The organism is Streptomyces sp. NPDC002104, from assembly GCF_053593795.1.
This window is the reverse complement of sequence record NZ_JBSFDF010000006.1, coordinates 1-12,589: the sequence shown is the minus strand read 5'-3', so window position 1 is coordinate 12,589 and position 12,589 is coordinate 1. Positions and strand designations below refer to the sequence as shown.

The following is a 12,589-nucleotide window of genomic DNA, read 5'->3' as shown; positions in this document are numbered from 1 at the left end:
TACCTCCGTTCAGGTGGCCGTTCCCTCTTACTACCTGCAACGATGCGCCTTCCCTTCCAGTTCCAAATCTATTCACGAGATTTTGGTCTGTTCGAGTTGCGCCCGGGGCGCACCTGCGAAGGAGTCCGCCGGCGCGGCCACCACGGCGGCCACCAGACCCGCCGCCGGACCCGCCCGGCCCGGCACCCCGATCCCCGCGGCGCGCAGCGCCCGCGCCGCCTCCGCCAGGGTGGACCCGGTGGTCACGAGGTCGTCCACGAGGACGATCCGGGCCGCCCCCGCCGTCACCCGCCCGGCGCGGGGCCGCGCCTCCAGGGCCCCGGCGAGGTTCTCCCGGCGCTGCGCCGCCCCCAGGCCCGCCTGGTCGGCCACCGCCCGCCGCAGCCGCAGTACGGGCGCCACGCGCGCGGGCACGCCCTCCCGCCGCAGCCGCGCCGAGGCCGCCAGCGCGATCCTGCGCGCCGGATCGTGCCCGCGCGCCCGCACCCGGTGCCGCGCGGACGGTACGGGAACCAGGACGACGAATCCGCCCGCCCCGCGCACTCCCCCAGCCCCGCGCACTCCCCCCGCCCCGCCCGCTCCCCCGGCGCGGACCGCGGCCGCCAGGGCGGCGCCGAGCACGCCGGCCAGCGGCAGTGCGCCGCGCTCCTTGTGGGCCAGTACGACGGCCCGTACGGCCTCCCGGTACGCGGCGGCCGCATGGACCGCGGGCAGCCCCGCGGGGCACGGAGACGGCCGTACCGGGCCCGCCGCGGCCCCACTGAGCTCCGACCGGCACGCGCCGCAGAGCAGCGCCGCGCCACCGGCCCCGCAGCCGGCGCACCCGACCGGCAGCACCAGCCCGGCCAGCTCACCGGCCAGCCCCCGCCACCACTCCCTCACGCCCACCACTGTGCCGGGCGGGGACAGCCCCCCACCACCCCTGTGGACAACCGCGGAACCACGGAGAAGCGCAGGTCACGGCCGAGCCCGTGACGGCCCTCAGCCCGGGTAGACCGGAGCCCGTCCGCCGGCCACCACCGTGCGCCACTGCGCCCCCGGCGGCAGCCACACGATGCCGTCCTCCAGGGACTCGGCGACCACCGGCTTCTTCTCGTCCTCGCTCGCGGCGACCGCCACCAGCCCGGTCGCCCCGGGCAGCCCGGCCCCGACCATCGAGCCGTCGGCCAGCATGTAGCGGGCCTGCACGACCCCGCCGCTCTCCCGGCCCACCACCAGCAGCCGGCCCCGCGGCGCCCAGCTCATCGCCGTCACGTCCGCCAGCTGCGGAGCGGCCGGGCGCAGCTCGCGCACCGACACCGGCGAGGCGTCGCCCTTCCCGTCGGGCCGCTCGATCCGCCCGGTGTACAGGTACTTGCGGCTCTCCCGCTGCACCAGCAGCGCGATCCGCACCCCGTCGGGGGAGGCCTTCACCCCTGTGATCCGCCCGCCGTCCAGATCGGACACCTCGACCCGTTCGGGCGTCCCGGTGCCGCCGGGCAGCCGCCACAGCGCCGGGGCCTGCGGGTCGGGGTCCGCGACCCACAGGTCGCCCGCCGCGTCCCACGTCGGGGTGGCGAGCCCGTAGGGCTTGGCGCCCTTGCCGGTCAGGATCGGCGGGGGCATCGCTCCGGCGGTGGTCAGGTTGACCACGAACAGCCCGTGCCCGTCCTCGGAGACGACCGCGGCACGCTTCTCGTCGTAGGACACGGCGGCGGAGCCCACCTTGAAGGACGGGTTGCCGGACAGCGGACCGGGAGCCGGTGAGGGAGGATCCTGCTGATCCTCGCGGTTGGGGTCCAGGTTCAGCCGCTGCAACCGGTTCTCGGCGTCCACGTAGTACTGGTGCCCGGGCGAGAGCGGCAGATTGGCGATCACGGCGGCGGACGCCTCGGACACCTGGCAGCTCGTGGTGCCGTCCGAGCGCACGATGTCGACCCGGTCGACCCTAAAGCCCGTCAGATCCTTGACGGTGTAGAGCAGTTGGGTCGCCATCCGCTGGCACTGCGGCTCCGCGACGTCGTCCGCGTTCTTGTTCAGGGGGACGCGCAGCGTGTTCTGGCCGTCGATCGAGAGGGACTTGGTGCCCTCCCGCAGCTCCGTACCGGTCGGGAAGCTCGAAGTGACCACCGGTCCCAGCCACTTGGAGGGACCGGCCAGCAGCGAGGTGACCGTCTGGGTGGTGGGGTCCATCCGGGAGTCCGGGTCGCTGCGCTGGCGCACGTAGACGGGGTCGGCGACGAGCGTGGAGCCCGCGAAGTAGTACTTGTTGACCGGCCGGTAGATGCGCTGGAAGTCGGACTCGCTCAGCACCAGGCTGCTCGGCGGGGTCACGATCCGCCACTCGCCGTCCTTCTGCCCGAGCTGGAGGAACTCCTCGTAGCGCTTGTCGCCGGTCTCCGGCTGGTACGCGCTGCGCTCGTCCACCGTGGCCAGCATCTTCCCCGAGATCTTGAACCGGGGCGCCGCCGCGGCGTCCTTCTCGCCCGGTACGGAGACCCGGTCCAGGCCCGCGGAGAGCACGGTGACGGCCGCTCCGGGCTTCCAGTTCTTCGCCGCTTCCTCGGTGAGGTACTTGCGGGCGGTCTGGAGCTGCGGATCGTCGCTCGTCATGGCCTCCAGGAAGCCGTCGACGATCTCCTGCGGACTGGCCTTGGCGGCCGGCGGCACGCCGAAGACCCGGACCTGGGAGTCGACGCCCTGGGAGGCCTCCACGGGGCGGACCTCACCGTGGTCGGGCATGGAGGCGCAGCCGGCGAACAGCAGCCCCGCCGCACCGAGAGCGAGGGCCCGTACGGCGCTGCGGGCGCGCGGCGTGCGCCGGCGCGGCCGGCCGGCCGGCTCACCGCCCATGCGACCCGCCCCCCGCGCCCGCTCCGCCCGCTGGACCCGCTCCGCCCGATCCGCCGGTTCCACCGCTGCCACCCTCTCGGTCGGTTGCTCCCGCCGCCCCGCCGGAGCGCGCGTTCGCCGCCCCGCCGCCGGAGGCCTGCCCCTGCTCCGCCGGCCGGGTCACGACCCGCGCCCCGTTGCCCGGCAGCGCCGTCGGGTCGGCCGGTACGGGCACCGCGCCCGCGACCGGGGACCGCGGCGGTATCGGCGACCGGTCGGCGCGCCCCGCCTGCTGCGCCTGGCGCCCGGCCTCCGCGGAGCCCTGTGCGGCTCCCGCGGCGTCCGCGGCGGCCCTGGCCCGGTTGGCCCGGGAGTCCTCGGGCTCCAGCGGGATCGGCGATCCGCGCAGCGGCTCGTCGGCGGTGCGCGGCAGCGTCAGCCGGAACTGCGAGCCGCCGCCGGGCTCGCCCCACGCCTGGAGCCAGCCCCCGTGCAGCCGGGCGTCCTCGACGGCGATGGACAGGCCGAGGCCGGTACCGCCGGTCGTGCGCGCCCGCGCCGGGTCGGCGCGCCAGAAGCGGTTGAAGACGCGGGTGGCCTCGCCGGGCTTGAGCCCGACTCCGTAGTCCCGTACGGCCACGGCGACGGCCCCGCCCGCCGAGGCGAGCCGGACGACCACGTCGCGGCCCTCGCCGTGCTCGACGGCGTTGACGACGAGGTTGCGCAGGATCCGCTCCACGCGCCGGGCGTCGGCCTCGGCTATCACCGGCTGGGTGTCGCCGAGGACGCGGATCCGGGTGTTCTTGTGCTCGGCGAGCGGCTCGGCCCCGCCGATGACCCGGCGTACGACGTCCCGCAGGTCGATCGGCTCCGCCTCCAGGGCGGCGGCGCCCGCGTCGAACCGGCTGATCTCCAGCAGGTCGGCCAGGAGCGACTCGAAGCGGTCGAGCTGCCCGGCGAGGAGTTCGGCGGAGCGCGCGGTGACCGGGTCGAAGTCGGCGCGCGCGTCGTGGATGACGTCCGCCGCCATACGGACCGTCGTGAGCGGGGTGCGCAGCTCGTGGGAGACGTCCGAGACGAAGCGCCGCTGCAGCCGGGAGAGGTCCTCCAGCTGCTGGATCTTGTTCTGGAGGGTCTGGGCCATCTTGTTGAAGGCCTCGCCCAGACGGGCGATGTCGTCCTCGCCGGTGACCTTCATCCGCTCCTGGAGCCGCCCGGCGGAGAGCCGCTCGGCGATCCCCGCGGCCATCCGGACGGGGGTGACGACCTGGCGCACGACGAGCCAGGCGATCCCTCCCAGCAGGACGACGACGAACAGGCCCGCGGTGGCGATGGTGACCTTGACCAGGTTGAGGGACTCCTCCTCCTGCGTGAGCGGGAAGAGGTAGTACAGGTCGTACGGGTCGCCGTTGATGTCGGTGAGCCGCTTGCCGATGACCAGCGCGGGCTCGGGCAGCTTGTCCCCGGCGTCGGTGTAGCGGATCTGCGAGAAGGTCTTGAAGGCGCCGGTCGCGTGGTTGACGTCGCGGCGCAGCCCCAGCGGGACGCTGGCGGCCGGGTCCACGTTGCCGGAGGCGCGGGCCCCGCGGACGCCACCGAGGGCGCCTCGGGCCGGCGGTTCCTCGCCGGTTCCGGTGCCGGCGCCCAGCGCCGCCACCTCGAAGGCGCTCTGCCCGCCACTGGCGAGCTGTTTGACCAGGGAGTTCATCCAGGTACTGGCGTCCCGGCCGACCTTGTTGTCGGAGGCGTCGGTCACGTCCGCCGCGTAGGGCGTGTTGGCCTTCTCCTGTGCGACCGCGAAGCCGCCCGCGGCCTGGCTCTGCGCGGCCTCCTCCTTGGCGTCGAGGAGGCCCTTGCTGACCTGCGCGATGACCACGAACCCGAGGGCGAGGACCACGGCGAGGGAGATCAGCAGGGTGGCGGCGACCACCCGGAGCTGGATGTTGCGGCGCCACAGCCGGACAGCCGGAAGCAGCGGCCGGCGTACGAGGCGTACGAACAGCCGCAGCACGGGGCCGCCGGGCGCTCCGGCCGTGTCGAGGCGGAGCTGCCGGCCGCCCCGCAGCGCTCCCCACCGGGAGCGGCCACGGGGCTTGCCGGGTGTCATGTCAGCTCGGTCCGGCCTTGTAGCCGACCCCGCGCACCGTCACGACGATCTCGGGGCGCTCCGGGTCCTTCTCGACCTTGGAGCGCAGTCGCTGGACGTGCACGTTGACCAGGCGGGTGTCGGCCGCGTGGCGGTAGCCCCAGACCTGCTCCAGCAGCACCTCGCGGGTGAAGACCTGCCAGGGCTTGCGGGCGAGCGCGACCAGCAGGTCGAACTCCAGCGGGGTCAGCGCGATCGAGGCGCCCTCCCGCTTCACCGAGTGCCCGGCCACGTCGATGACCAGGTCACCGATGGTCAGCTGCTCGGGCGCCGGCTCCTCCGAGCGGCGCAGGCGGGCCCGGATGCGGGCCACCAGCTCCTTCGGCTTGAACGGCTTGACGATGTAATCGTCGGCCCCGGACTCCAGGCCCACGACCACGTCCACGGTGTCGCTCTTGGCGGTGAGCATCACGATCGGTACGCCAGACTCGGCGCGGATCAGCCTGCACACCTCTATGCCGTCCCTACCGGGCAGCATGAGGTCGAGCAGCACGAGATCCGGCTTCGCCTCCCGGAAGGCAGCCAGTGCCTTGTCGCCGTCCGCTACGAACGACGGCTCAAAACCTTCTCCACGCAGCACAATGCCGAGCATCTCGGCCAGCGCGGTGTCGTCGTCGACGACAAGGACGCGTCCCTTCATGGTTGACATCATCCCATTAGCTAATCGTTACCCGGCGGTGAGCTGTCCCACAGCCAAAGGGGCTGGAAATCGTCCCTCGGACCTGCGTGGAGATCAGGGCGCCCAGTGTGCCCCGGATCCGCCCGTCAGACGAAGGCGCGAACGTCCGTGATCCATCCGGGCCCCAGGAGACCCCTGGTCCGTTCGGGACGGCTGGTCCGTTCGAGGTTGTCACATGGCACGATGGCAGCCGGACCAAGCGCCCGCACCCCGCGTGCACGTGAAGGAGCGACGATGAACGACTCTCCGGGCTGGGCTACGCCCGGATCCTCCCCGTCCGACGGCGAGGGCTCCCACGGTACGCAGCCGCCCGCGAGCGGAACCGGCGATTCCAAATGGTCCGCCGAGCAGCCCCCGCCCGGCCAGTGGTCGAGCCCGACCCCGGGCCAGAGCCAGAGCCCCCAGACCCCGCAGCAGCAGCCCCCGGCCCCGCAGCCGGGCACCGGCTGGGGTTCGTACGGCCCGGGCCCCCAGAGCGGCGGCCAGGGCGGCTGGGGCCACCACGACCAGGTGGCGAAGCCCGGCGTGATCCCGCTGCGGCCGCTGGGCGTCGGCGAGATCCTCGACGGGGCCGTCAGCACCATGCGCAAGCACTGGCGCTCGGTCCTCCCCATCACCCTGGTCGTGGCCGTCCTCGTCCAGCTCGTGAGCGTCCTCTCCCAGAAGTACGTGTTCGGCGACCTCGTGCTGGACACGTCGAGCACCGCCACGGACGCCGAGCAGCTCGAATCCTTCGGCAGCATGCTCGGCGTGAGCGCCCTGGACGGTTTCATCCAGCTCGTCGGCTCCATCATCGCCACCGCCATGCTCACGATGATCTTCAGCCGCGCGGTGCTCGGCCACGGCTCCGCCATCGGCACCGCCTGGCGCGAGGCCCGCCCGCAGCTCCTGCGGCTCTTCGGCCTCACCCTCCTCCTGGGCATCGGCGCGGCCCTGGTCGTCACCGTGCTGGTGCTGCCCGGCGCCCTGGCCGGAGAGCCGAGCCTCGCCGTGCTCGGCGGTCTCGTCGCCCTGGGCCTGATCCTCTGGATCTGGATCAGGTTCGCCCTGGCCTCTCCCGCCCTGATGCTGGAGAAGACGACGGTGCGCAAGGCCCTCGCCCGCTCCTCGAAGCTGGTCAACGGCTCCTGGTGGCGGATCTTCGGCATCACCTTCCTGACCGGCCTCATCACGTCCCTGCTCTCGGCCCTCATCGTCCTGCCCCTCACCCTCGTGGGAGGGCTGGTGTTCGGCGGCGGCCTCGAAGGCATGGCCGACGGCAGCGGGGCGACGAACTGGGGCTACCTGATCCTCGCGGGCATCGGCGGGATCATCGCCCTGACGATCACCATGCCGGTCCAGGCGGGAGTCACCGTCCTGCTCTACATCGACCAGCGCATCCGCCGCGAGGCCCTCGACCTGGAACTGGCCCGGGCGGCGGGCATCGAGAACTACGGCACCACCACGCCGCCGACCGGAGGCTGACGCGGGAATGAGGAGCACGGGGGGCCTGCTCGCACCACCACCCACGCCGCAACCCGGCATCGGCCGCGAGGCCGCCCGCGAGGCGGCCCGCCGCGAGCTGTCCAAGCCCGCCTACCACGAGAACGACCCGGGGCTGGTCCGCAGGGCCCTGAACCGCTTCTGGGAGTGGGTGGGCGACCTCTTCGACCGCGCCTCCGGCGCGACCCCGGGCGGCACGCTCGGCCTGCTGGCCATCGCCCTGTTCGTCCTCCTCGTCGTGGCCGCCCTGTGGTGGCGCATGGGCGCCCCCGGCCGTACGGCCCCGCGCGCCGCGGGCACCCTCTTCGACGACGGCATCCGCAGCGCGGCGGACCACCGTGCCACCGCCGAGGCACTGGCCGGCGAGGGCCGCTGGAGCGAAGCCGTCCAGGAACGCATGCGCGCCGTGGTCCGCTCCCTGGAGGAGCGCACCCTCCTCGACCCCCGCCCGGGCCGCACCGCGGACGAGGCGGCCGCCGAGGCCTCCGCGGTCCTCCCGTCCCACGCCACGGCCCTGCGCACGGCGGCCCGCACCTTCGACGACGTCACCTACGGCGCCCACCCGGCCACCCCCGAGATGTACGCGTCCCTCACCACCCTGGACCAGGCCCTGTCCCGAACCAAGCCCCTCCTGACAGGCCCCACCCCATGACCGACACCCCCGACGACCCGAACCCCCAGGCCCCGAACACGGCCCCCGCCCCGAACCCCCAGGCCCCGGACGCGGCCCCCGCACCCCCCGGCGACCCGGCAGCACCCCCGCCGGGCGCAGCCCCCGTTCCCCCGGCCCACTCGGCAGCACCCCCGGGAACGGAACCCACCGAACCGCACGCAGCCCCGGCGGCGGGCCGCCCGGCCCCGGGCGCGCCCCCCACCCCCGCCCACCCGGCCGGACCCACGGGAGCCCCGAACGGGGGCGCGGCCCTGCTGCTCCCGGGCCACCCGGCAGCGACCGGCACGTCCGGTCCCGCCGGGCCGGCTGCGCCCGCCGGAGCCACCGCCGCGGCGGCCGGCGAGGCCGGCGCCCCTCCCCGTACCACCGCCGCAGGCGCATCGCCCCGGGACCTGTGGACCCGCTCCCGCGGGTTCCTCCTCGCGCTCGCGGTGCTCCTCGCCGCCGGGCTGACCCTCGCCGCCCTGAACTCCGGCGCCCGGCACGGCCACCTCGACCCCCGCTCCGCCGACCCCGCCGGCAGCCGGGCCGTGGCCGAACTCCTCGCGGACCGCGGGGTCACCACCCGGGTCGTCACCACCGCCGCGGAGGCCGCCGACGCCGCCGGCCCCGACACGACCCTGCTGGTCACCGACCCCGACCGGCTCGGCGAGAGCCAACTGCGCGCCGTGCGTTCCGCGATCGACCTCTCCGGCGGCCGCACCGTCCTGCTCGCGCCGAGCTCCCTCAGCCTCCCCGCCCTGGCCCCCGGCACCCGCACCCACGGCGACGCCCCGCGCACGAACCTCGACCCGGGCAGCTCCTGCACCCTCCCCGCCGCCACCACCGCGGGCCGCGCCGCGACCGGCGGCGGCCCCAGCTACACGACCACCACCCCCGGAGCCACCGGCTGCTACCCCGGCGCCGGCCACCCCACCCTCCTCGTCCTGCCCACCGGCGTCCCCGGCGGCGACACCGTCCTCCTCGGCTCGCAGGACGTCCTCCTCAACGAGAACCTCGCCAAGGAGGGCAACGCCTCCCTCGCGCTCCAACTCCTCGGCTCCCGCCCGCACCTCGTCTGGTACCTGCCGTCCCTCGCCGACAGCAACCCGGACGCCGCCGAAGGCTCCGGCGAGCGGAGCTTCCTCGACCTGATCCCGGCCGGCTGGAGCTGGGCCCTGCTCCAGCTCTTCCTCGCCGCCGCCGTCGCCGCCCTCTGGCGCGCCCGCCGCCTCGGCCCGCTCGTCACCGAACGGCTGCCCGTCCTGATCCGCGCCTCCGAGGCCACCGAGGGCCGCGCCCGCCTGTACCGCAAGGCCGGCGCCCGCGACCGCGCGGCCACCGTGCTGCGCGCCGCCGCCCGCGAACGCCTGGCCGCACTGGTCGGCGTACCGGCCTCCCGGGCGCACGATCCCGCGTCCCTGGTCCCCGCCGTCGCGGCCCGCCTCACCCCAGGACGGCCCCCGCACGACCCGGACGCCCTGCTCTTCGGCACCGCCCCCACCACCGACGCTGCGCTCATCGCGCTCGCCGACCACCTCGACGCCCTCGAAAGGGAGGTCCGCACCTCATGACGGCCACCACGGACAGCGCCCGCTCCGCCCTGGAGGCGCTCCGCACCGAGATCGGAAAGGCCGTGGTCGGCCAGGATTCCGCCGTCACCGGTCTCGTCGTAGCCCTCCTGTGCCGCGGCCACGTCCTCCTCGAAGGCGTCCCCGGCGTCGCGAAGACCCTCCTCGTACGGGCTCTGGCCGCCTCCCTCGAACTCGACACCAAGCGCGTCCAGTTCACCCCCGACCTGATGCCGAGCGATGTCACCGGCTCCCTCGTCTACGACGCCCGCACCGCGGAGTTCTCCTTCCAGAACGGCCCGGTCTTCACCAACCTCCTCCTCGCCGACGAGATCAACCGCACGCCCCCCAAGACCCAGTCCTCCCTCCTCGAAGCGATGGAGGAGCGCCAGGTCACCGTCGACGGCACCCCCCGCAAGCTCCCGGAGCCCTTCCTGGTCGCCGCCACCATGAACCCGGTCGAGTACGAGGGCACGTACCCCCTCCCCGAGGCCCAGCTCGACCGCTTCCTCCTCAAGCTCACCGTCCCGCTGCCCTCCCGCGAGGACGAGATCGGCGTACTGACCCGCCACGCGGCCGGCTTCAACCCCCGCGACCTGCACGCCGCCGGCATCCGCCCGGTCGCCGGCCCGGCCGAGCTCGAATCGGCCCGCAAGGCCGTCGAGGCCACCAGCGTCTCCCCGGAGATCACCGCGTACGTCGTCGACATCTGCCGCGCCACCCGCGAATCCCCCTCCCTCACCCTCGGCGTCTCCCCGCGCGGCGCCACCGCGCTGCTGGCCACCGCCCGCGCCTGGGCCTGGCTCGTGGGCCGCGACTACGTCACCCCCGACGACGTGAAGGCCCTCGCCCTGCCGACGCTGCGCCACCGCGTCCAGCTGCGCCCCGAGGCGGAGATGGAAGGCGTCACGGCCGACGCGGTCATCACCGCGATCCTCACCCACGTCCCCGTCCCGCGCTGATGACGTTCACCGGACGCGCCGCACTGCTCGCGGCCCTCGGCAGCATCCCCGTCGGAGTCCTCGGACCGAGCTGGACGGGGATGCTGGCGGTCAACGCCCCCCTCGCCCTGGCCTGCGCGGTCGACTACGCCCTCGCCGCGCCGGTCCGCAGGCTCCAGCTGGCCCGCTCCGGCGACACCTCGGTCCGCCTCGGTGAATCCGCCGACGTCCACCTCACGGTCACGAACCCCTCCCCGCGGACCCTGCGCGCCCGGATCCGCGACGCCTGGCCCCCGAGCAGCTGGATCCCCGGCACCGAAGTCGCCGCCTCCCGCCACACCCTGACGGTCCCTCCGGGCGAACGCCGCCGCCTCACCACCCGCCTGCGGCCCACCCGCCGCGGCGACCGCCGGGCGGCCCGCGTCACGATCCGCTCGTACGGCCCGCTGGGACTGCTGGCCCGCCAGGGCCACCACACGGTCCCCTGGACGGTCCGCGTGCTCCCGCCCTTCACGAGCCGCAAGCACCTCCCTTCCCGCCTGGCCCGCCTGCGCGAACTCGACGGCCGCACCAGCGTCCTGACGCGCGGTGAGGGCACGGAGTTCGACAGTCTGCGCGACTACGTACCCGGCGACGACACCCGTTCCATCGACTGGCGGGCCACCGCCCGCCAGCACAAGGTCGCCGTCCGCACCTGGCGCCCGGAACGCGACCGCCACATCCTGATCTGCCTCGACACCGGCCGCACCGCGGCCGGCCGCGTCGGAGACGCCCCGCGCCTGGACTCGGCCATGGACGCGGCCCTGCTCCTCACGGCCCTGGCCACCCGCGCGGGCGACCGCGTCGACCTGCTGGCCCACGACCGCCGCCCCCGCGCCCAGGTCCAGGCCCGCTCGGCGGCCGACACCCTGCCCGCCTTCGTGAACGCGATGGCCACCCTCGAACCGGAACTGGTCGAAACCGACTCCCGCACCCTGGTCTCCACAATCCTGCGCAGCGCCCCGCGCCGCTCCCTGGTGGTCCTCCTGACCAGCCTGGACGCGGCTCCCGTCGAGGAGGGCCTGCTGCCGCTCCTCCCCCGCCTCACCCAGCGCCACACGGTCCTCCTGGCCTCGGTCGGCGACCCCCACGTCGCCGAGATGACGAAGTCCCGCGGCACGGTGGACGCCGTCTACGAAGCCGCCGCGGGCACCCAGTCCCAGTCCGCCCGCCGCCGCACGGCCGAACAGCTCACCCGCCACGGCGTCCACGTGGTCGACGCCACCCCCGACACCCTGGCCCCGTCCCTGGCGGATGCCTACCTCGCCCTCAAGGCCGCCGGCCGCCTCTGAAAGGGGTGCCCGACTGGCTACGCTGCTCGGGCCCCCACCAGGAGGACACCGTGGCCGACTTCACCGCAGATCAGACGCGCCGCATGCAGGACTTCGCGGAGCGGCTCGCAGAACTCGCCGAGCACCAGGAAGACCGCTGGAAGGTGGAGACCACCGACGGCCAGATCCTCCTCACGATGCTGACCCCCACAGCGCCCCACGGCTTCAACGTGATGCGGCTGCGCCGTCAGATCGAGGCCCAGGCACGCGATGCCGCAGCTCTCACCAACACGAACATGCACGACCCGCTGACCGGCCTGACCAAGGTCCCCGACCTCATGGTCCTCCCGGAAGAAGACACGGATGACGCCGCCAAGGCGGTCAACTCCCGCGATGTCCTGATGGTGGTCGAGGTCGTCTCCCGTACGAACTCCCTCACCGGCATCCGCGACAAGCTCCACGACTATCCGCGCATGGGGGTCCCCGTATATGTCGTGGTGGACCCCCGCAGCAACAAGAAGACAACCACGGTCCACAGCGACCCCTCGGGCGGACCTGACGGCATCCACTACCGCAGGACAATGCCGTTCGCCTTCGGAGACATCGTCACCGCCGGCCACTGGACCTTCGACACAAGCCACCTCAAGGGCTACCCCTCCACCTGGTAAGCACCGTCGGGTAAACGCAGAAAAGCCCCGCACCGAACCCGTAAGGGTTGGTGCGGGGCTTTCCCACAATGATTGTTCGGCGGCGTCCTACTCTCCCACAGGGTCCCCCCTGCAGTACCATCGGCGCTGAAAGGCTTAGCTTCCGGGTTCGGAATGTAAACCGGGCGTTTCCCTAACGCTATGACCACCGAAACACTATGAAGTTAACCAACCGGATATGAACACAGTTCGTTACTTCAGAACTAACACAGTGGACGCGAGCAACTGAGGACAAGCCCTCGGCCTATTAGTACCAGTCAGCTCCACCCGTTACCGGGCTTCCACATCTG

At 73.8% G+C, this 12,589-nt stretch carries 10 protein-coding genes and 1 rRNA gene; 6 read left to right on the top strand and 5 right to left on the bottom strand.

The genetic code is table 11. The annotated features are described in order from the left end of the window. Positions 1-72: 72 nt before the first annotated feature. The 4 genes from ACWCP2_RS07315 to mtrA all read right to left on the bottom strand — a co-directional run bounded on the left by ACWCP2_RS07315 (position 73) and on the right by mtrA (position 5,609). Positions 73-882: a ComF family protein gene (locus tag ACWCP2_RS07315; RefSeq protein ID WP_450907614.1), complete on the bottom strand. Its 810-nt coding sequence runs from the start codon at positions 880-882 to the stop codon at positions 73-75. 99 nt (positions 883-981) lie between these two features. Continuing rightward, positions 982-2,832, bottom strand: a complete 1,851-nt coding sequence (locus ACWCP2_RS07310; RefSeq protein ID WP_450907613.1) for an LpqB family beta-propeller domain-containing protein — start codon at positions 2,830-2,832, stop codon at positions 982-984. Continuing rightward, complete coding sequence (mtrB, locus tag ACWCP2_RS07305) at positions 2,822-4,918, bottom strand: MtrAB system histidine kinase MtrB (protein ID WP_450907612.1); 2,097 nt, start codon at positions 4,916-4,918, stop codon at positions 2,822-2,824. Before mtrB ends, ACWCP2_RS07310 begins: the two co-directional genes overlap by 11 nt. A gap of 1 nt (position 4,919) precedes the next feature. After that, positions 4,920-5,609 carry a two-component system response regulator MtrA gene (gene mtrA, locus ACWCP2_RS07300; RefSeq protein ID WP_274552971.1) on the bottom strand — a complete coding sequence of 230 codons (690 nt, stop codon included), beginning with the start codon at positions 5,607-5,609 and terminating at the stop codon, positions 4,920-4,922. 261 nt (positions 5,610-5,870) lie between these two features. Here mtrA and ACWCP2_RS07295 point away from each other — a divergent pair, with 261 nt between their 5' ends. The 6 genes from ACWCP2_RS07295 to ACWCP2_RS07270 are packed head-to-tail and all read left to right on the top strand — an operon-like array spanning position 5,871 to position 12,260. Continuing rightward, a complete protein-coding gene (locus tag ACWCP2_RS07295; RefSeq protein ID WP_450907611.1) occupies positions 5,871-7,100 on the top strand; it encodes a glycerophosphoryl diester phosphodiesterase membrane domain-containing protein in 1,230 nt (409 codons plus the stop codon). 7 nt (positions 7,101-7,107) lie between these two features. Next, positions 7,108-7,770: a DUF4129 domain-containing protein gene (locus ACWCP2_RS07290; RefSeq protein ID WP_450907610.1), complete on the top strand. Its 663-nt coding sequence runs from the start codon at positions 7,108-7,110 to the stop codon at positions 7,768-7,770. Continuing rightward, entirely contained in the window at positions 7,767-9,344 is a 1,578-nt protein-coding gene (locus ACWCP2_RS07285) for a DUF4350 domain-containing protein (RefSeq protein ID WP_450907609.1), read from the top strand. The genes ACWCP2_RS07290 and ACWCP2_RS07285 overlap by 4 nt, the downstream gene beginning before the upstream one ends. Beyond that, on the top strand, positions 9,341-10,303 hold the full coding sequence (locus ACWCP2_RS07280) for an AAA family ATPase (protein WP_450907608.1): 963 nt from the start codon (positions 9,341-9,343) through the stop codon (positions 10,301-10,303). The genes ACWCP2_RS07285 and ACWCP2_RS07280 overlap by 4 nt, the downstream gene beginning before the upstream one ends. After that, positions 10,303-11,613, top strand: coding sequence for a DUF58 domain-containing protein (locus ACWCP2_RS07275; RefSeq protein WP_450907607.1), 1,311 nt, complete (start codon positions 10,303-10,305; stop codon positions 11,611-11,613). The genes ACWCP2_RS07280 and ACWCP2_RS07275 overlap by 1 nt, the downstream gene beginning before the upstream one ends. Before the next feature lie 50 nt (positions 11,614-11,663). Further along, positions 11,664-12,260, top strand: a complete 597-nt coding sequence (locus ACWCP2_RS07270) for a Uma2 family endonuclease (protein WP_450907606.1) — start codon at positions 11,664-11,666, stop codon at positions 12,258-12,260. Between the two features lie 74 nt (positions 12,261-12,334). Here ACWCP2_RS07270 and rrf read toward each other — a convergent pair. Next, positions 12,335-12,452 (bottom strand): 5S ribosomal RNA (rrf, locus tag ACWCP2_RS07265). Positions 12,453-12,589 lie beyond the last annotated feature (137 nt).